A 20,019-nucleotide genomic window follows, 5' to 3' on the forward strand; every position below is an offset into this window, starting at 1 on the left:
TCTAAAACTGAAAATAAATAAAATCTGCTGGACTCGAAAAAACACCCAAAATCAGGATGGTTATAATTACTACTAACGTTTTGAGGCTTACAAATTGGCCTTTTATGGGATGTTCTTGTTCCCTTGCGTTCCATTCGAAGACAACAAACAAGCCCAATAACAAAAGTAATTCACTGGAATAGCGTTCAAAATCTAAAAATTGAAATCCTCCTTCAAAATTAAAACTAAACATATTTTTTAAATATCCAAAAGCATCCGTGACTGTTTTTGCTCTAAAAAATATCCAAGCAAAAGACGTTAAACAAAAAGTGCTTGCTATCGCTATGAATTCGTGGAGTGTTGCCAAAGACTTGCCTTTGGCAACACTTTCTATATTATTCCTATTCCTTTGAGTTAATAAAAGTGGTAAGAAAAATACAGCGTGTAATGCTCCCCAAACGATAAAGGTCCAATTGGCTCCGTGCCAAAACCCACTGACTAAGAAAATAATAAAAGTGTTCCGAATTTTCATCAACATTCCACCTTTACTACCTCCTAAAGGAATGTACAAATAATCCCGAAACCATGAGGATAAAGAAATATGCCACCGACGCCAAAATTCAGCGATATCTCTTGAAAAATAGGGATAATTAAAATTACGAAGCAAATCTATGCCAAATAATTTTGAAGTTCCCACAGCGATATCTGAATAACCACTAAAATCTCCATAAATCTGGAAAGAAAAGTAAATAGCACCCAAAAAAAGGGACAAAGAATTCATCGACTCGTAATGATCAATAATATCATTGGCATACAAGGCACAATTATCGGCGATAACTATTTTCTTGAATAATCCCCAGATGATTTGATGCACCCCATCTACAGCTTTACTATAATCAAAAAAACGTCGCTTCTTTATTTGAGGCAATAAATGTGTAGCTCTTTCAATAGGCCCAGCGACTAACAAGGGGAAATAGGCTACAAAAAGAGAATAGGTAACTACATTCCTTTCAGGTTGTATTCTTTCTTTATAAATATCTATAACATAAGACAATCCGTGAAAGGTATAAAAGGAAATACCAACAGGTAATATCACATTCAAGGTCCAAAAATTGGCTTGAAATCCCAGTCCTGCAAGTGCTTCAGCAAAAGAATCGGCGAAGAAATTATAGTATTTAAAAACACCTAGAAAACCAAGATTGATTACAACACTCAACCAAAACCAGCTTGTTCTATTGCCTTGGCTTTTAGCCTCAGCCATTTTTATTCCTGCAAAATAATCCAACCCTGTCGAAAAAAGTAGCAGAAAAAGAAACCGCCAGTCCCAACAGGCATAAAAGAAATAACTCGCTAACAACAACAACAAATTTTGCAGGTGCAGACTTTTTTTATTTACCAACCAGTAAATAGCAAAAACAATAGGAAGAAAAAGCAAAAAAGATAGTGAGTTAAAAAGCATTTATTTTTTAATTATTAAAACTGACCATTTCACTATGACTATTTTTTTATACTACAACGAACAGAGAATCTGCATTAAATTTACAAGGATAACTATGCTCTATGAAAAACAAGTTCTCGTATTCTATTATCTTTGATAAGCATTGATCACTTTGTTTTGTAAAATTACATTCTTTTAACTAATTAAAAAAATTATATTGATCTGCTAGGAAAATAAGTATCTCTATAATTTAAAAAATACTTCTCCACTTTATACGTCATTATAAATCCTGCTCCAATAGAAATACCAAAAACTAGCAAAAAAGACAAATAACGGTTTTCAATATTTAAAAACCGAACTAAATAATGTACAAAAGAATGGATAATATAAATAGAATAAGAGCAAAATCCAATTTTTGAAACAAAAGAAACTATGGTAGTAGAAAAAAATCGATTAATCTTAGTATTTATTTGGGAATCTAACAAAAAATGAAGTAGCAAAATACCAAATGCGATATATAACATCGTAAAGCCAACTGTCTTTACAAAAAACGAGGTAATGGGTTCTATAAACGGAGTAAATAATAAAAATGAAAATGATAAAACCAGTAAATACTTTTGATATTTTGAATAAAAAAGAACCAATTTTTCTTTTTTAAAATGATACCAATACGAAATTAATACACCAGCCAAAAGTGAATCTATTCTTAAATGTGACATTGTAAAATTTTTAAACATGTGGTGCGGAAATTCTATATTTGAAATAATTCTTAACACAAATACAGCAACTAATATGGACAACAATAGCTTTTCAAAAGCCGAAAATCCAGCTTCCTTGCAATCGCTAATGTTAAGCACTTTCTTGTTAAATAACAACCATAAAAGAAATACCAAACCAAAATAGAAATGCTCTTCTACCGCCAAGGACCAACTGCCTGGATAAGCATATCCCCAACCCAAAGCATAATTTTGAACGAAAACTAAATCAAAGAAAACTTTGTTTAGTTTTAAATGTGGCTCTGTAATCATTGAAAAAAAATACAAAATATAGGTAAGGTAATAAATAGGATAAATTTTAAAACCCCTTCGAATTAAAAACAATTTAGGATTAATAACCCCAAATTTTTGAAACTCTTTAAACAGTAAACTTGAAACTAAAAAACCACTAAGAACAAAAAACAAATCCACCCCAATCCACCCCATTGTTTTCAAAAAATAAAATAATGATTGATGGCGAAGTAAAACTAAAATAATAGCAACGCCTCTTAAAAAATCAAGCTCGCGTAATCTATTATTTTTAACAATCAATAACTCTCCCCTATCACTTTTAAATTTGTAAAACACAGCTATAAACTAATTGTTGATTTTTTCCAATTCACGTAATCCTACAATCTGCCAACTATGAAAACTTCATGCAATATCAACATTAAAATAATGTTGAGTTTCTTTATGAACTAGTTGTATATCGAACCAATCTGAATATTTTCAACCCCAATGGATTGGAAAAAATTTAAAAACAAACTCCAGCGGTAACCACTATTTCTAGCTGTTTCATTTATTAAACAAAAAAATCTTTATCGTATTTTTAAAATCCTTTTTACTCTTTTTATACTTGAATTTAAGATCAATTAAAAGTTCGGAAATATAGCCTTTCATCATAAAAAACCAGTATTTCTTATCAATGACAATTTCCTTGTCATTAAAACTAATCCACCTTTCTGGAAAATAGTCAGAATCATCATTCTCATCGGCAAACATACCTCTGAAATTTTTAATTGGCCTTACAATTTTCGAATTACTTTTTTCACCCAACCAAGCAATCCACCACGAAAAAGTAGAATTACTAATTACAAAATCATCACATTTTGACCCCAACACTAATTGTTCAATTACGGTCAAATTATCTAAAAAAATACTGTTTTTAAGAAATGAAAAATGATATCGACAGTAGGAAAAATCATCGCTTGTAAAAATAATGTTTCGTTCCTTCCAATCAGGGAAGTTATGCACAATCCCTTTAAAATAAAAAAGATGCGATAATTGATAGTAATAAGGATGATTAATAAAATCCCCTCTTCGAATGGATACTAATAGTGTCTTTTTATTGAAAAGAAACTGATACTTTAACAAAAGTTCCTCATTAAAGCTTCCCCATTCAAAAATTTTTTTAACACTTTCTTTATTAAAATATTTTTCAGATTGTAACCAACCATCCAGATCATAATTTTGTTTCCCTATATTCCATTCATAATAAGCAAATTGTTTTTCCTTAATTACCTGATAACTAATATCATTCTTTAAAATAGGCAAATCATTTTTGAGAAAATCAGAATAATTCCATTTAGGAAAAGAGTAATCATGACCATACTTTTCAGCTAAACCTACTGTTGAAGCTATTTGAAAAAGTTGATTGCCAAGATTTCCTTTCCTTCCTAATTTTGAATATGTAATCATTTTTTAACTTTCTCTAAACTCGATATGATTATTTTTTTTCAAAAATCGATTTCACGATTGATTTTCTGGCGCTTTTCCAAGTATTTCATACCAACTAATTAGTTGCCAAATATGAAAACTCGATTGCCTGTTCCCATTGAAGTACAATTGTAATTCCCTTTTTAATTCTTCTCTATCGAACCAATGTGAAAAAATTGAATGTTCAACTTTTGTAAAACATTCAGACAACCAATCCTTTAAATCCTCGGCTAACCATTCACGTTGTGGTGTTTGCAAAGGTCTTTTGGGTGCAAATACCAAATCATTCGACAAGTATTCAGAGGCGATTTCACGCAACATGTACTTGGTTTGCCCGTTTCTAATTTTAAAATCCAAAGGTAGCGAAAAAGCAAATTCTACCAGACGATAATCTAAAAATGGCTCTCGCAATTCTGTTGAATACGACATCGAAATTCTATCATTAAACCGCAAAGCACGAGGAATTTTGGTGTAAAACAAGTCCCGATATTGCTTATTTAAAACCGTATCTTCAAAAGGAGTTGGATAAACGGGTTTTTTTACTTTAGACAAAAAAGATTCCGATAGCATTGCTTTTTTATAGGGTGAATCAGAAACACCTTGAATGGTAGCTTCATTTAATTGGGTATAATAATCGTATCCTGCCCATTGCTCGTCCATTCCCTGACCATCAAGCAACACCAAAACTTTATCTTTTCTGGCCTGCTGAAAGATTTTAGAGTAAGCCAATGTTGGAATTCCACCATAAGGCTCGTCTTGTTGCCACGCCATTTTTTGTGCTAAATGGGGTACCTCATTGGCTTGCAAAAGTACTTTAGTTAAAGGATTATTGGTTTTAGCAATCATTTTTTCTACCCAATGCAATTCGTCATAATCAGGATGGTTACAGTAAAAAGTATACGCATTAATAGATTGCAGATTTTTACTGTCATTTTCGTCCTTGCTTTTCGTTTCAAAATTAACCATAGCCAACAACACTGAACTATCTAGTCCACCGCTGATATTAAAACCTACCGGAACATCGGCTCGAAAACGTAATTTGATGCTATCCTTTAACAACAAAATATAGTGTTCCTTAGCTTGTTCAAAAGTTAGATTTTGAGGTTGTTTGGCGACTTCGTCTTCGAAACAATACCATTTTTTTGTTATCAAAGTTTTATTTTGATATTCCAAAAAATAACCGCCAGGCAATTGTACAATACCTTCCCAAAAAGTCTCATCCGGCAGACCGTAAGAGCCATAAGCAAAATAGGAAGACCAAACTTTTTCGTTTGGTAATTTTGAAATTCCAGCAGCATGCAAGGCTTTTATCTCGGAGGAAAAATAGAAGGAATACTCTTGAATAGTATAATAAAAAGGTTTTACTCCAAAACGATCACGGGCTGCAAATAATTTTTTTTCCCGATTATCCCATATTGCAAAAGCAAACATACCGTTGCACTTTTGCAAACAATTTGAACCATAAACGATATATGCTGCTAATAATACTTCGGTGTCCGATTGCGTTTTAAAATCATATAGGTTTTGTAAATCCGTTTTGAGCTCAATATAATTATAGATTTCACCATTAAAAACAATCACATACCGTCCCGAATTGTCTATAAAAGGCTGATTGGATTGCTCGGTCAAATCAATAATTGCCAAACGATTGTGCCCCAAAGCGACACATCCGTCATCAAAATATTTCCCCGTGGCATCGGGTCCTCGATGATGCTGACTGTCGAGCATCGCATCCAATTGAAACGCTGGATAATTCCCTACTATTCCTGCAATTCCGCACATTTATTTCAACTTATTTTGAACCATTTCCTCCGCTTTTTTCCAATCTTCCATAGTATCAATATTTACATAAAAATCAGAATCTGACTCGATATAAGTGATGCTTTTTCCATATAAAGAACGCTCCTTTAAAAGCACTTCAGTTTTAGTTATGTAAACACTTCCATCGCGATGATAAGCCAAAGGCAATTCTTGTCTTCTTGTAATGATTTCCGTTTCGCCAGTGGCAATTTTTAGATTTCCGACTTCATCAACTTCAAATGCCCAATGAGGATTGTATTCATGAGGAACTTTTTGTACCGACACCAAAGAATCGCAAGCACTTGAAGTGAATTTTTCGATAGCGTCATTCAAAAAAGCAACAGTCCTAAAAGGGCTTGTGACTTGCAAAAGACACACGGCATCAAAGAAAACATTCCTACTTTCGTACCAGTTCAAGACGTGAATAATGACATCAATTGTGGGCGTATTGTCTTGAGCCAATTCCATAGGTCTAATAAAAGGCACTTGTATTCCCAAACTTTTTGCGACTGTACTAATTTGTTCATCCTCAGTGGATACAATTACTTCGGTCAAATATTTAGATTGCAAAGCAATTTCTGCAGTATATCCCAATAATGGCTTTCCATTCAAAAATTTGATGTTTTTACCAGGAACTCCTTTCGAACCTCCGCGAGCTGGGATGATAGCTAGTATCTTCATTAATTTATTTGTAATTACCTTTTTTGTATTTGAATGGCATTAACGTTGAGTTTAGATGTACTTTCATCGTATTACGCCAAGTCACAAATGCTATATTTATTGCCCAAGGAATTGATTTCAACAAAATAAGCAAAAAAGACGGTATCGACTTAACACGAATCCCATCAATCTGGTATTTAGATATTATGTCTCTAACATTTGCTTTTGAATTGTTTGTTTTATTATACAAAAAATAACAAGGAACATTTGTAATAATGGCATATTCCTTTTGCAGGGCATCTAAACACCATAATTTTTCTTCATTCGATCGTATTTCTTCATTAAATGGAATTTCAATTGCAACGCTTTTTCTTATTGCAGAACAATTCGCAATAATCAAATTTTGCCAATCTTTTGAATGAGAATAATTATCCTTACTTATTGTTATATAACCATCCAAAGAACTCGCTACTTGCTTGCTATTTGCAATAGGTGTGCACCTAACAGCAGCAACTTGGGGGTTTTGAAAATAGTCAACTAATTTTTTTGAAAAATCATTCGAAATAAGGATATTGTGTGCACTTAACAAAACAATAATATCGTATTGGCAGTATTGTACTCCAAAGTTTATCGCATATCCATAAGTAAAAGGCTTGTCTAAAGAAACTACCTTACAACCATATTCATTGGCAACTTCAATAGAATTATCAGTCGAATGATCATCAATGACTACAATTTCATAAGGCACAGTAAAATGCTGTGCACTGATACTTTTAAGTGCTATTTTGAGTGCTTTTGACTCATTTTTGTTTCTTATTAGTATTGATATCATTACGTATTATTTTCTTTATTTAACGCTAAATTTGTATTATAAGCAATTGTCAATTCTCCTTCGTTGAAATAAGTAAATCCATAAAAATCTAAAACATCGTAGATCTGTTTTCTACAATCAAAAAAATCATGTATCTCAATGGCTATACATTTTGTTATTTTTAAAAAATCTAAATTCGAACTATTTTTATCAAAAATTTGCTTTTCTGAACCTTCAACATCTATTTTCAAGATATCAATCGAATCGAATCCAATAGTATTAATGATGGTATTGATTGAAAATGCTTTTATACTATTATCCTCTTCTGTTTCCTCAACCCGAAATGACCAATCCAATTTATCTTTAAAATCATTGATAATTTTAATATTACAATCTGTACTCCAAACAGCTCCATTAATTTTAAAGACCTTATTATCGTTACAATTTTTTAAATTATACTCTAAAATTTTGAAGTTTTCTAATTCCGGTTCTATACAAACAATCGTAGCTTTTTTAAAATAATCAATAAAAAACAACGAAGTTAATCCAATATTACTGCCCGCATCAATTATGTTTAAAGAAGTTTCGTTTACAATTTTGAAATTTTCAAAATAGACTTTTACGATGGGTAAATATTCTTTTTTAGAATAAATCATATTAAAAGCATCTAAATCACTTGATTTTGGTTTTTTTCTTGTTTTTATACATTTATAAAAATTGTCATTTATTTCTGAAACAAATTCACTTTTAGTTTCCGACAAATAATTCCCATTAGAATTGATTAAAATATTATAATAAACATAGACGTTTTCCTCGTTTTTTGTGGGTTCGATTCTCAAAATCCTTTTAATTAAATAAAGCACAACAATGAATTTGTTTTTATTATTTAATCTTCTAAGATTCGAAATTTTGTTGGTTTTTGCCATTATTATGTTTAATTTTTTAAATTATATTGCTTGATTACAATACGTTCTTGACCATTATTTAAAAATTTTGATCATACTTTACTTTGCAATAAAGTGTTTATAAAATTGTATTCGTGCTATACAGACAACAAGTGTAAATAATACCGAAAACTGCAACGCAAATGCTTACGCAGAGCTTATCAAAGACTTAATACATAATCGTTTTATGAAATTGCAAAGGCACTTCAGCTAATAAATTTGCTATTTGAACTCCTGCTTTTCCGTTTCCATAAATTACCGATGAAACGGTTTTTCCACTTTTGATTGAAGCAGCAATTGCCTCTTCTATTTGTTCTTGCGAGTAATCGACATCATGTGTGTTTCCTCCACGGTCACGCCTATTTTGACGCGTACCAATATTAATCACGGGCACTCCTAAAAAAGCGCATTCTCGAATTCCTACACTTGAGTTTCCTATTAAACAATCACAATGCTGCAAAAGTTGTAGAAAATCCATTCCTTCCATATTTTTAAAAAAATGAACATTTGGTAAAAGATGCTGTTCTCTAAAAGCGCGAATTCCAGTTGAAGTTCCGTCAGCACCAGCATCGACATTGGGCCAGAACCACAGTGTGGGCATTTTCAGTTTATGAATGGCTTCAAGTGTGGCTTCTATATGCTTTCTGGAATCCTGATATTCAGTAGTTACAGGATGTTGCATCACTACTAAATAGCCTTTGGATAATTCAGGTTTTGCTCCAACGCCACCATATTTTTCATAAGGATCAAAGGAAAGTGTTTTGCTATCTAATAGTAAAGATGCCAAATCGATAGAAGGGCATCCCGTATTAAAAACCATAGCTGGATCTTCGCCCAATTTGATTACTCTCTCTTTGGCACTTTCTGAGGCTACAAAATGATAATCCGACAACTTGGTAATCGCATGCCGTACTTTCTCGTCAATATTACCTGTCACTTCGCCACCTTGAATGTGCGCTAAGGGAATATTCATATAAGAAGCAGCTATAGCGGTAGCCATTGTTTCGAATCGATCGGCAACAGTCACGACAATATCTGGTTTTAAATTATCAAAAACGGTCGATAATTCCAAAATTCCTATTCCAGTTGTTTTTGCGGCAGCTGTCAAATTCTCTCCTTCCAATACATTAAATACTTTGGCTGCTATTGTAAAACCATCTTTTTCAATATAATTAACGGCAGATCCGTATCTGTCCAATAAAGCCGACGCAGCTACAACCAATTGCAGTTCCAGACCAGGATGCTTTTGAATAGCAGATAAAACTGTTTTAACCCGACTGTATGAAGGTCGAGCCGTGATCACAACGGCTATTTTTCTTTTTGGCATTTTGACTATATTATTCTCGGGTTAAAAGTAGGTAAAAAAGTGGAAAGGGGAGAAATATATTTTTAATTGAATTAAAACGCTTCGACAAGCTCAGCTTGACATCGTCACATAGATTCAATCATATCCTGATTGTCAGTCTAAGACTTTAGAAGTCAAATCCCCCTCGTTCAAAAAATCCCATTGTTTCAAATCTTTATTCAAAAATTTTCCAATTACTTCTTGAAAACGTGAAGCATCAATGCCGTAACCTTTAGGTTTTTTGGCTTCTAAATCGTCGAAAGTCAAAATATGGTTTTTGGGTAAATCTTTATTAACGGCCAATGATTTTTCGAAAATTTGCTTCAAACCTGCAAAATCGTCATTGTTATTTTTATCAATTGGGTGAGCTAAAGCAACAGAAATATTTCTAACTGCTAACACCAAATCCTTAGTTTCTTTAATAGTTAAAGAAGACTTTGAATCTGGACCAAATAGCTGTCTGTCAAAAACTACATGAAATTCCAATATTGTGGCACCTAATGCGGTGGCGGCAATACAGCTTGCAGTTTTTGCAGAATGGTCTGAAAATCCAACAGGAACATTGTATCTTTTTATTAATTCTGGAATAACATTCAATCCGTATTGTTCAGGTTCTGTAGGATAAGCGGTCGTGCATTGTAAAATTGAGAAGTTAACTTTTCGCTCATTGAGAAAAGCAATGGTTTGATCCAATTCATCATAAGAACTCATTCCCGATGACACAATAATAGGTTTGCCAGTTTGGGCAATTTTTTCCAAAAGTAAAAAATTATTCACTTCACCAGAACCTATTTTGTATTGTTCCACCCCGATTTCTTCCAGCCAATCCACAGCTAAATTACTAAAGGGCGAACAAATAAAATCTAAGCCAACTGCGTCACAATGTTGTTTGATATCTTTCCATTGAGCTAAAGAAAAACCCATTCTTTTCCAATAATCGAATCTTGTATTATCTTCTAATGAAAATTGTACCCGAAAAGGTTCGTGCTCACTACTTTCCGCTTCGGCAATATGCATTTGGAATTTCACGGCATCGACGCCAGTTGAAGCAAGAGCGTCAATATACGAATACAAAATTCCTAGACTGCCGTCGTGAGCTTGACCGATTTCGGCAATGATATAGAGAGATGATTTTTTTGTGTTTTTCATTTTTTTTATTTTATCTAAAATTGAATATTTAAAAACTCAGACAAGCAATAAAGGTTTACATAGGGCGCTATTTCATACTAAATTGAGGTTGTAATTTGCTAGTTATTATTTAATATCTCAGGTTGCCAATACAATTGAGCTGCCGAAAGTTTGGTGTAAACTTCGAATTCTTTCGTTGTCAATCGGTTGCTATTTTTTAAAATTTTGGGAATATTCCAAACTAAATCTAGTAATGCCAATAGAATAGTCTGAAATGCTTTGAAATCCCCCTTAAAAACCTTTGTCGTGAATTGTATCCAAAGTGAATACGTTAATTCTCTTGGAATTTTAACAATAGGATAGAACAAAAACATCAAATACCAACCGGAACGCAAGGATCGACGTTGTCTTTCTATATAATCCTTATTTTTTTTTCTTGCTTTGATATCTACACGATGATGCACTAGCACATCGGGCAAGTAAAATACTTTCCAATTCTTTTTGAACAACTGAAAGGATGCAAATTCTTCTTCCCCATAAAAAATAAACCAATCTGGATAACATGGAATTTCACGCCAAGCTTGCATACGAAAGGCATGGGCGCAACCCACAAATCCCTGCACCCGATGTACTTTTTCTCGGGTAGCAATTGTTTTTGGTTCTTCTAATCCCCAAAAAATGCGCAAAGCAAGTAATCCACAATGGGAATTTTTCTCAAAATAATTTTTGATAATTTCTAATGGGTTCGTGGTAACAAAATGCGCATCATCATCAAGAGAAATGGCATATTCGGTTGTAACTAAATCCATCAATCGATTTCTGCTGTAAATGAGTCCCTGACTTTTGGGGTTTTGAATTAACTGGATTGTCGGATAATGGGTTCGTAAATACGCTCCTGTTCCATCAGTAGAACCATCATCACAAATCAGGCAAAAAACATCATTCCTGTGCAATAAATATTGGATTTTTTCTAAGGTAAAAGCCAATTCATCCTTACGGTTTTTGGTGGTAATTAGAATAGAAAATGTAGCATTATCCATTATTTAGTGGTTTTGGATTTTAGTAATGGTTTCAAGGTTTGCTTGCGACTTTATCGCTGTGTTTTCCAGAAAATTAAGGATTTCAAAATCAATTTTAGTTCTTGTTTGAAAGTTAACGTGGCTTTCCATTTATATTTGGCTAGTGAATATTCGATATACATTGCGGGGGAATACCGCTTTTGTTTTAAGAAACATTTTCGCAATACATCGGCTTCTAAATCGGTGAGATATTGATTAAACAAAATTGAATCAAAAAAACCAAGCGAAGCATTAGCACTAGCTAATTTCTTTTGCACTTCCTTAAAAATCCTGATGTCCTTAAATGACACAACTTCTGTTTTACCAAATTGCCGCTCTAAAAACTCCCTTTCAATTGGATTCCAAGCTATATGTAGATACTGAAACATTCCAAATTTGGCAGCAATATCACTTTTTTTCTGTTCTTCAGCTCGTTTTCGAGACACTTGATCGCTATAGACTCTATATTCTAATAGCACTTCGGGCAGGTTGTACAGTTTTCCGAAAGCTAGCAATTTAATCCACAGATGGTAATCCTCCGCTGGTTCTGTGCTGGTATCGTATTGTATGTTATAGTCTTCCAATATTTTTTTTCTAATCATTGCTGACGAATGTGGAATACGGTTGCCCCAAAGTAATCCAATTTTTATAGCCTCATTGCTTACGGGAAGCGTAATTAGTTTATCATTACCAATAATTTTTTGGTTGGTGCCACAAACCACCACTTCCGGATGAGTTTCTAAATATGCTATTTGTTTAGCAAATCGCTCGGGATAACTTATGTCGTCTCCGTCCATTCGAGCAATATAGTCTCCTTTGGCAAGTTGTAATCCATAGTTCAAACTATTAGTATAACCAGAATTTATAGGTTTTTCTATTAATTGAATTCGAGAATCATTAAATTTTTTGAGAATAGCAACAGTGGTATCAGTCGAAGCATCATCTATAATCAGAAACTCAAAATCAGTAAAAGTTTGATTTAAAATACTTTCAACCGCAGTTTGTATATACAATTCGCAATTGTACACAGGTAATAAAACGGTTATTTTGGGTTTGTGATTCATAGAAAAAAGGTGCAATTATTTTAATTTTTGATTAATGCCAATGGTTAATTCTCCTTCATCAAATAAAACAAAACCATAGTCTAACAGAATCTTACAAATTTCTTCTCTACAATCAAACTCATCGTGAATTTCTATTGCAATACATTTTGTTCTATTCAAAAATTCTAAATTGGATGTCGGATGTGTAAATAATTGCTTTTCAGAACCTTCAATGTCAATTTTTAAAATATCCAAGATTTCAAAATTATAATTCGCAATCAATTGAGGTATCGAATATGCTGTAATGGCATCTGTCAGGTCACTTTCTTCTACCCTAAAAGAAGAACTAGACCGATCTCGAAAATCATTTACAATTTTAATTTTACAATTAGAACTCCAAAGCGCTCCGTTAATTTTGATGGTTTTACTATTTTTAGCACTATTTAAGTTAAATTCTAAGATTTTAAAATTTTCTTTTTCTGGTTCGATACTTATGATCGTAGCATTTTGAAAATATTCTGAAAAAAATAAAGAAGTTAAGCCAATATTACTTCCTGCATCAATGATGTTTACTGTTGCATCGGCTTTAGGGTTAAAATTTTTTATGTAAGCATTAACAACAGGAAGGTATTCTTTAAAAGAAAACACTTGATTAAAAACTTCAAAATCGCTAGAGGGATTTTTCCGGAGTTTTACCATTTTGTTAAAAGTGCCTTTAAAATCTGTAATGTATGTGTCTTTTGTTTCTTCAACAAGGCTTCCGTTTAAATTTATCAAATTATTATAGTAAGCATATACTGTTCGCTCTCTTAGATTGGGCCTAATTTTTAAAATTCGTTTAAAAAAATAAAGAAACACTATGCAAATGTTCTCAACATCTAAACGATTAAAATTTGTAAATTTATTTATACTTACCATTTTTTGAAATTGAAATTAATTTATAACAGACTCTTAATTAATGAAATAAATCAATTGCTTTTCAATGCTACAATTACTTTTTTCAAATAGTCAGTAGACAAATACTCTTCCAAATCGCGACGATTCAAAAGTAAATTGTCTGGATTTTGTTTCCATAATAAATACATTTGTTCTATAAGACGTGCTATTTTATTCACATCATCTTGTTCTGACCAATACGGGTAATCATCACCCAACAATCTTCGAGTTTCACTGTAATAAGGAGCTAAAGAAAGAATAGCCTTATTGGCTTCAACGCAATGCGGAAACTTTGCAGGCAGAAACGGACTAATTTCTGATTTTGCTTCTAAGATGACATTAACAGATGCATTTTTTTGAATTAAAAAAACGGCATCAAAAGCGATAGGACCATCACTGATATAAATCTCTGGGTGGTTTTTCTTGTATTCCTGCATCATTTGGATATGATCGGTAGCATTTCCGAGCAATAATAGTTGGGCTTCGTTCCGGGCTTTTGGATTGTTTTGTAAGAACAAGTTAAATCCTTCTACCAATCCTTTTGGAGATCGCTGAGCTAGCAAATTTCCTGCGTGCAAGACATTAAATTTTGAGACATTAAAATAGGCTGGAAACACATTATTCTTAATTTCATATTCAGCAATTTGATGCGGAATTATCAATCCAGTTTTAATAAAATTAGGAAAATAACTTCCTACCCAGTCTTTTAGTAACAAACTAGGAAAAGCACTGTATTTTGCTTTTTGGGACACTGCTAAAAAGAATCGTTCTTTTTGTTTGTAACTACCTTCTATCCAATTGTAAGGTCTTGGATAATAATGAATAGGATATGGATCATGAACATAAGCTAACCACTTGCTGTGCAGTTTTGGCAATTTTAATACTGCATAATGAGGTCTAAAACTTGTGCCCTTACTCAGGGTTACAACTAAATCAGGATTAAAATCGCTTTGCTTTACAGCACTTATAATACTATTTGTGTCGTTAAAGAACGTGAAGGAAAATCCGAAAAACTTTTCAAAAAATAGCGCTAGATTTACTTTAAAATGTCGAGTAAAAAGTCGTTGTGAGCGACTCAAAATATACATTATATTTACTTTTCTTTCAGGAATTGAAAAACATTTAACATTGTGCAGCTGAATTTTTTTTTGAGTGTAGTGATATACTAAAACATCGAATCCAGCCTCGACTAAATTATTAATTAATGCGACATTTGCTTTTGATCCGCTGCTGTCTTCTATATCTATAGAATCAACTACTACTAGTATTTTCATTTCCTTTCTATATCGTAATTGGGACTATTGTAGTTCCCTTTTCATTAATTATTGTCTTGTTTTACGCAGTTTTGCCGGTGACTCAGGGTAACAAGTTACAAAAACAAGCTTCTAAGTCGATCACGGTCAGTCTAAACTTGACCCAGACTGAACATATCGTCGAAACATTACCTACAAATTGCCTTTCGAATTGTCAGTCTATCCTTTATTAACCTGAAGTCAGCAACTCTTGAGATTGTCAAGAGATTACTACTTAGCATAACATTATTTTGTAAAATTAACATTCAAATAATCCACAATCCGTTTTGATGCCTTCCCATCGCCATAAGGATTCATCGGATTGGTGAACCCCGCAAAGTTATCCAAAATATCCTGTATTGTATTTATAATTTTAGTAGCATCAGTTCCTACTAAAGTCGAAAATCCTGCCCCAACACCTTCGGGTCTTTCTGAAACCGTGCGCGTAACGACAACTGGTTTCCCCAAAGAAGGTGCTTCTTCCTGAATCCCTCCAGAATCCGTCACTATCAAATAGGATTGTTGCATCAACCAAACAAAAGCAGGATACGAAACAGGAGCAATGAGATAAATATTTTTTTTATGAGACAACAACTCGTTTACGACATCCTTTACATTCGGATTTAGATGCACCGGATATACAATAGACACGTCTTCTCGATCAGAAATAGAAAGCAAAGCTTTACAAAGATGTTGAAATCCTGCTCCAAAATTCTCTCTGCGATGTCCGGTAACCAAAACTATTTTTTTATCTTTTGGAATGAAACTTTTTAAATTTTCAATTTCCAGATGGGAAAAGTGTGGTTCTGCAATTTTTTTACAAGCCCAAAATAAAGCATCTATAACTGTATTTCCAGTTTCAATGATGGTTTTGGATGCAATTCCTTCACGAAGCAAATTTTGAGTAGATTGCACAGTTGGTGTAAAATGAATATCGGCAATTCGGGTTGTGATTTGCCGATTGATTTCTTCTGGGAATGGGGCTTGCTTATCATAAGTGCGCAATCCGGCCTCGACATGACCTACCATTATACCTAAATGAAAGGCGGCTAGCGCCACCATAGAAGATGTCGTTGTATCTCCGTGCACCAAAACCAAATTTGGTTTTTCTATATTTAAAACAGTATCTATTTTAGCCAGAATTCTGGCACTTAAGCCATTCAAGGTTTGGTTGGCTTGCATTAAATCGAGGTCATAATCGGGTACAATCTCAAAAAAATCTAAGACTTGATCCAGCATTTCACGATGTTGCGCCGTAACACAAACTTTTATTTCAAAATCACTTTTTTTTAGTTCGTGATAAAGAGGTGCCATTTTTATAGCCTCGGGACGAGTGCCAAAGCAAAGTAGGATTTTTTTAAATTGCATAAAAAGATTTAAGATTTAGTTACAATTCTATTGGCAGAAAATTACTTCAATAAAATTGTTGCATAAAGACCTAGAATCATTAAAACTAATGTCACGAAAAAAGCAAAAAACCATTTTATCATATCGGTTTTAGTGTCCTTGATTTCGGTTCGCAATTGCAGCTCCATTTTTTGCAAATCGGATTGCAGCACGCTTTTGAAGTGCGAATTATTATTATCAGCATTCTTTTCTATACTTTCATATAAAATTTCTGTAAAAATTTTAGCTCTAGCATCATCTAGTTTCAAGTCTTTTCTAAAAAAATCATACAATTTGATTTCGGTAGCACTCATTTTTTATAATTTTAAATTTATAAGAATCCTGTAAAGCAAAGGTATTTATTTTTTTATACCAAATTACAAAAATTATTGAACTACAACAAAGAGGTCCAAAAAAGGACATTTAAATAATTTGCATCAATTTAGATGTATAAAGAGTACTAAAAGTGTGTAGCGCTCGTATTAAAGTGGTGCCATTTTTATAGCTTCGGGACGTGTGCTGAAGCAAAGGATGATTTTTTTTAGCTCTAGCCATTCGGATTTTTTATAAAAAAATGCAATTTAGGAAATTATCTTTTTAAATTGCTGTTGAATTTTTGAATCCTTTTAAATTTTGCCTAGATGCATCCCTATTTTGGCCCTTATATTCATAACAAATTTTAAGAAAGCCAAAAATACTGTTAGATTTTTCAATGCATCAGTGTTTTAATTATCTTTGTTAAGTCTTTAAAAAAGAGGGCAAAAGTTTAGTTCACATTTAGACTTTGTGTAATTTAAATTTGTTCAAACCCTCTGTTTAAAAGAATCATAAAAAAAACAAAAAAATGAGAATAGTTTTTCAAGAGCATATTTCAAAACGCAAACAGCCTATAAATATTGAAAATAAAGATATTTTGTTATTTGAACACGAGTTTGAAAAAAAGATTAGAAATTCACATTATATACTAATTTTGAATGGTTTTATCCTCAATGGTATAATAATTAAATTTGGGACTAATCTAAAACAATATCTGAGTTATGCGCTTGTGCATCCCATCTTGAGTAATAAAAAAATTCTAAAAAAAGTATTTCTATTTAGAAGAGGGTTTACTACAATTGAAAAAGGTGTCTGGATAATTGACAATATGAGTTTAGGATATTTTCATTGGTTAACTGATGCACTTCCAAGATTATTAGCCTCAAAAAGAGATGGAGAACAATACCAAGTGCTACTTCCAGAATCTTATAAGCAATTTAGTTATATTTCAGAATCACTAAGCTTCTTAGGCGAGCAAATCATTTACTATAATGCACAAACCCCTTTAAAAGTGAAAAAACTTTTAGTAACAAGTCATACCGCTGATACAGGTAATTATAATCCTATTTTAATAAATGAATTACGCAATAAGTTTTTATATAACAACACAAACAAAAGTGACAGGAAAGTATTTATTAGCAGATTAAAAGCCCCTAGAAGAAAAATTATTAATGAAGAGGAGGTAATTAATTTGTTAAAATTGTATGGTTATGAAATTCACTGCTTTGAAGATTACACATTTAAAAAACAGATTGAAATAATGTCACAAACAAAACATTTAATAGGATTGCACGGCGCAGGATTGACAAATATGTTGTTTATGAAAGAAAATAGCAAAGTTTTGGAATTAAGAAACCTAAATGACAATCATAATAATTGTTACTTCTCTTTAGCTTCAGAATTAAATTTGAATTATTTTTATCAATTAAACCAAGGCAATAGAAATGAGACTTACTCGGCAGATATTATCGTAGATATAAATGAGTTAAGGAAAAATATAGAAAAAATGATATGAAATGAGTTTAGCTTATTAATCATAGTACAATTTAGGAAATTATTTTTTTAAACAGCCTCTGAAGTTGAATAACCCTCGTTAAAATTCTTGAATTCTGATAAGGTAGCAGTTGTCCTAAAATCTGAAAATCGGCTATTAAATGAGGCAACAACTCATTTTCGATACGTCGATGCTCTACGCCCCAATTCCCTTTTTGAGAAATTCCATTCAGTTGAAAAATAGCAATTGGAACGGTGTAACTTTTAGCTGTTGTTGTAGGAAGTAGAAAGCTCCGAATCCAAAACTCATAATCACCCGCAATCGTGTAACTTTCATCATAAAGACCCACTTTGTGAAATAAGCTTCGTTTTATAAAAGTGCTTTGGTGTTTAAACCCTTTCAAATAAGCAAAAAACAGGGTTGGGTTTTCTATATGTGTTCTTCTCCCTGTTATTTTATTGTCTTTTTCTAGAAAACAATCAAAAGCGACAATATCCTCTACTAATTTTTCAGCACAGGTACTTACAATTGCAGGATCATTTACTAACACATCACCGCTGTTCATAAACAATAAATAATCGCCTTTGGCAGCATTTATTCCTTTGTTCATTGCGTTGTAAATACCATTGTCGGGTTCAGAAACCCAATACTTTATGCTATCTTGATATTCGCGAATTACAGCTTTACTATTATCCGTAGAATTCCCATCAATAATAATATATTCAAAATCCAAACAGGATTGATTGAGTACCGATACAATAGTTTTTTCTAAACCAATGGCATCGTTGTAATTAATAGTTATGATGGAGATTTTTGGCATTATTTTATTTATAAATTCACTTTAAAAATGCTTTTTGCTGTACGAAAATCTTTAAAAATATAGCTCTAAATATAATTTTATGAACAGTAGCTTTCTTGAAATAATAGTTCAATTTCAGGAAAAAGGTTTGTTTTCTCTGAATAGATTTTAGCAGCTGTACTGCAGCAGGTTTTGCCTTTCCGGCGATAGATTCGTAAAACTGCTGCATCCAATTCTCAAAACCATTGCCCATATGATAAGCATAATTATCGTGAGTGGTCAGTCGGTAATAACCCAACTTCAATGGCGGCAAATCGAGATAATCCCTGTCGCTAACACCACTCAATAAATCATTGGTAAAACTTCTATTCAAACTATCAAATACCGATTTCCGATAGGATGCCACAACATGTCCTGAACCCACTACTGCATAAGTTCCATTTTCAGCTTTTAATGTCAAATAAGTTTCTAAAGCTTTTGGATCATAGGGTCGACCAATCCAGATGCTATCATAAAATCTTACCATATCATCCCGGTTTTTTACAGCCGTAAAACCTAATCTTTTAGAAAACAAAAAATCAAAAATAATAGGAGCCGAGTAACTTTTGTAACTCGTAAACATTGGAATCAAACCAACGACTCCCACATTTTCAAAACTATTGAAAACGTCAAAAGTAGCACTTTGCCAATTTTCTTTGAACAAAATATCTTGATCAGAAATCGTAACTATATCAGCTCTCACACCTACAATTCCTTTTAGTACTGCATTTATTTTCCCAATATTGGTCGTGTGAATTACTTCTTGAATTTTATTTTCAGCTGCTAAACCATTCAAATAATCTACTACTTTTTTGCCACTACCATTATTTACTATGGTGATATACGTATTGGAATGTGTTGTAACCAATAGTGATTGCAAACACAATTGAAATATGGTAAAAGAGTCTTTAAAATAGCCCTCTTCGTCAAGAATATAAACAGGAATAATTACTTGATGAGCATAGTGTTTTACTTGCTCACCCGAAAATTTATTGGGGTTGTCGCCTATTCTCATTTTTTTTACAATGTAGTTAAATAATAGAAATTAAAAATTTAGAGTAGGATGTAAACTTTAAATTT

The 20,019-nt window shown here is 32.6% G+C and carries 18 protein-coding genes; 1 reads left to right on the forward strand and 17 read right to left on the reverse strand.

All coding sequences use genetic code 11. The features are described 5' to 3' along the window. Window position 1 precedes the first annotated feature (1 nt). From RMO83_RS00625 to RMO83_RS00695, 15 genes are all read right to left on the reverse strand, one after another. Window positions 2-1,438, reverse strand: a complete 1,437-nt coding sequence (locus RMO83_RS00625) for an MBOAT family O-acyltransferase (protein ID WP_310557735.1) — start codon at window positions 1,436-1,438, stop codon at window positions 2-4. Between the two features lie 191 nt (window positions 1,439-1,629). After that, window positions 1,630-2,760 carry an acyltransferase gene (locus RMO83_RS00630; protein ID WP_310557736.1) on the reverse strand — a complete coding sequence of 377 codons (1,131 nt, stop codon included), beginning with the start codon at window positions 2,758-2,760 and terminating at the stop codon, window positions 1,630-1,632. A 207-nt stretch (window positions 2,761-2,967) separates the two neighbouring features. Continuing rightward, on the reverse strand, window positions 2,968-3,870 hold the full coding sequence (locus RMO83_RS00635; RefSeq protein WP_310557737.1) for an alpha-1,2-fucosyltransferase: 903 nt from the start codon (window positions 3,868-3,870) through the stop codon (window positions 2,968-2,970). Window positions 3,871-3,921: 51 nt separating this feature from the next. Then, on the reverse strand, window positions 3,922-5,670 hold the full coding sequence (asnB, locus tag RMO83_RS00640; protein WP_310557738.1) for an asparagine synthase (glutamine-hydrolyzing): 1,749 nt from the start codon (window positions 5,668-5,670) through the stop codon (window positions 3,922-3,924). Beyond that, a complete protein-coding gene (locus RMO83_RS00645; protein WP_310557739.1) occupies window positions 5,671-6,369 on the reverse strand; it encodes an acylneuraminate cytidylyltransferase family protein in 699 nt (232 codons plus the stop codon). A gap of 4 nt (window positions 6,370-6,373) precedes the next feature. Continuing rightward, entirely contained in the window at window positions 6,374-7,180 is an 807-nt protein-coding gene (locus RMO83_RS00650) for a glycosyltransferase family A protein (RefSeq protein ID WP_310557740.1), read from the reverse strand. Next, entirely contained in the window at window positions 7,180-8,085 is a 906-nt protein-coding gene (locus RMO83_RS00655; protein ID WP_310557741.1) for an FkbM family methyltransferase, read from the reverse strand. Before RMO83_RS00655 ends, RMO83_RS00650 begins: the two co-directional genes overlap by 1 nt. Window positions 8,086-8,272: 187 nt before the next feature. Continuing rightward, a complete protein-coding gene (gene neuC / locus RMO83_RS00660) occupies window positions 8,273-9,430 on the reverse strand; it encodes a UDP-N-acetylglucosamine 2-epimerase (protein WP_310557742.1) in 1,158 nt (385 codons plus the stop codon). 132 nt (window positions 9,431-9,562) lie between these two features. Next, on the reverse strand, window positions 9,563-10,597 hold the full coding sequence (locus RMO83_RS00665; RefSeq protein WP_310557743.1) for an N-acetylneuraminate synthase family protein: 1,035 nt from the start codon (window positions 10,595-10,597) through the stop codon (window positions 9,563-9,565). 98 nt (window positions 10,598-10,695) lie between these two features. Further along, window positions 10,696-11,616 (reverse strand): glycosyltransferase family A protein, encoded by a 921-nt coding sequence (locus tag RMO83_RS00670; RefSeq protein ID WP_310557744.1) that lies wholly within the window; start codon window positions 11,614-11,616, stop codon window positions 10,696-10,698. Window positions 11,617-11,666: 50 nt separating this feature from the next. Next, complete coding sequence (locus RMO83_RS00675) at window positions 11,667-12,698, reverse strand: glycosyltransferase (RefSeq protein WP_310557745.1); 1,032 nt, start codon at window positions 12,696-12,698, stop codon at window positions 11,667-11,669. Window positions 12,699-12,713: 15 nt separating this feature from the next. Further along, window positions 12,714-13,454 (reverse strand): FkbM family methyltransferase, encoded by a 741-nt coding sequence (locus RMO83_RS00680; protein WP_310557746.1) that lies wholly within the window; start codon window positions 13,452-13,454, stop codon window positions 12,714-12,716. 191 nt (window positions 13,455-13,645) lie between these two features. Next, complete coding sequence (locus RMO83_RS00685) at window positions 13,646-14,887, reverse strand: UDP-glycosyltransferase (protein ID WP_310557747.1); 1,242 nt, start codon at window positions 14,885-14,887, stop codon at window positions 13,646-13,648. A 264-nt stretch (window positions 14,888-15,151) separates the two neighbouring features. Further along, window positions 15,152-16,273 carry a non-hydrolyzing UDP-N-acetylglucosamine 2-epimerase gene (gene wecB, locus RMO83_RS00690; protein WP_310557748.1) on the reverse strand — a complete coding sequence of 374 codons (1,122 nt, stop codon included), beginning with the start codon at window positions 16,271-16,273 and terminating at the stop codon, window positions 15,152-15,154. Window positions 16,274-16,314: 41 nt separating this feature from the next. Next, complete coding sequence (locus tag RMO83_RS00695; RefSeq protein WP_310557749.1) at window positions 16,315-16,605, reverse strand: hypothetical protein; 291 nt, start codon at window positions 16,603-16,605, stop codon at window positions 16,315-16,317. A gap of 530 nt (window positions 16,606-17,135) precedes the next feature. On the opposite strand from RMO83_RS00695, the gene RMO83_RS00700 reads away from it, so the two are divergent. Next, window positions 17,136-18,122, forward strand: a complete 987-nt coding sequence (locus RMO83_RS00700; RefSeq protein ID WP_310557750.1) for a glycosyltransferase family 61 protein — start codon at window positions 17,136-17,138, stop codon at window positions 18,120-18,122. A gap of 31 nt (window positions 18,123-18,153) precedes the next feature. On the opposite strand, the gene RMO83_RS00705 is transcribed toward RMO83_RS00700, so the two are convergent. Then, the gene (locus RMO83_RS00705; RefSeq protein ID WP_310557751.1) at window positions 18,154-18,921 is read right to left on the reverse strand and encodes a glycosyltransferase family 2 protein; all 768 of its coding nucleotides are present in this window, start codon (window positions 18,919-18,921) and stop codon (window positions 18,154-18,156) included. Window positions 18,922-18,937: 16 nt separating this feature from the next. Beyond that, window positions 18,938-19,954, reverse strand: a complete 1,017-nt coding sequence (locus tag RMO83_RS00710) for a glycosyltransferase family 2 protein (RefSeq protein ID WP_310557752.1) — start codon at window positions 19,952-19,954, stop codon at window positions 18,938-18,940. Window positions 19,955-20,019 lie beyond the last annotated feature (65 nt).

This window comes from Flavobacterium sp. (assembly GCF_031423415.1).
Lineage (GTDB): Bacteria > Bacteroidota > Bacteroidia > Flavobacteriales > Flavobacteriaceae > Flavobacterium.

Bases quoted from the DNA above. Each gene is read 5' to 3' on its own strand.
- RMO83_RS00710 (WP_310557752.1), bottom strand. From the start codon at position 19,954: ATGAGAATAGGCGACAACCCCAATAAATTTTCGGGTGAGCAAGTAAAA.
- asnB (WP_310557738.1), bottom strand. From the start codon at position 5,670: ATGTGCGGAATTGCAGGAATAGTAGGGAATTATCCAGCGTTTCAATTG.
- RMO83_RS00675 (WP_310557745.1), bottom strand. From the start codon at position 12,698: ATGAATCACAAACCCAAAATAACCGTTTTATTACCTGTGTACAATTGC.
- RMO83_RS00700 (WP_310557750.1), top strand. From the start codon at position 17,136: ATGAGAATAGTTTTTCAAGAGCATATTTCAAAACGCAAACAGCCTATA.
- RMO83_RS00655 (WP_310557741.1), bottom strand. From the start codon at position 8,085: ATGGCAAAAACCAACAAAATTTCGAATCTTAGAAGATTAAATAATAAA.
- wecB (WP_310557748.1), bottom strand. From the start codon at position 16,273: ATGCAATTTAAAAAAATCCTACTTTGCTTTGGCACTCGTCCCGAGGCT.
- RMO83_RS00635 (WP_310557737.1), bottom strand. From the start codon at position 3,870: ATGATTACATATTCAAAATTAGGAAGGAAAGGAAATCTTGGCAATCAA.
- RMO83_RS00650 (WP_310557740.1), bottom strand. From the start codon at position 7,180: ATGATATCAATACTAATAAGAAACAAAAATGAGTCAAAAGCACTCAAA.
- neuC (WP_310557742.1), bottom strand. From the start codon at position 9,430: ATGCCAAAAAGAAAAATAGCCGTTGTGATCACGGCTCGACCTTCATAC.
- RMO83_RS00670 (WP_310557744.1), bottom strand. From the start codon at position 11,616: ATGGATAATGCTACATTTTCTATTCTAATTACCACCAAAAACCGTAAG.
- RMO83_RS00705 (WP_310557751.1), bottom strand. From the start codon at position 18,921: ATGCCAAAAATCTCCATCATAACTATTAATTACAACGATGCCATTGGT.
- RMO83_RS00625 (WP_310557735.1), bottom strand. From the start codon at position 1,438: ATGCTTTTTAACTCACTATCTTTTTTGCTTTTTCTTCCTATTGTTTTT.
- RMO83_RS00695 (WP_310557749.1), bottom strand. From the start codon at position 16,605: ATGAGTGCTACCGAAATCAAATTGTATGATTTTTTTAGAAAAGACTTG.
- RMO83_RS00645 (WP_310557739.1), bottom strand. From the start codon at position 6,369: ATGAAGATACTAGCTATCATCCCAGCTCGCGGAGGTTCGAAAGGAGTT.
- RMO83_RS00665 (WP_310557743.1), bottom strand. From the start codon at position 10,597: ATGAAAAACACAAAAAAATCATCTCTCTATATCATTGCCGAAATCGGT.
- RMO83_RS00685 (WP_310557747.1), bottom strand. From the start codon at position 14,887: ATGAAAATACTAGTAGTAGTTGATTCTATAGATATAGAAGACAGCAGC.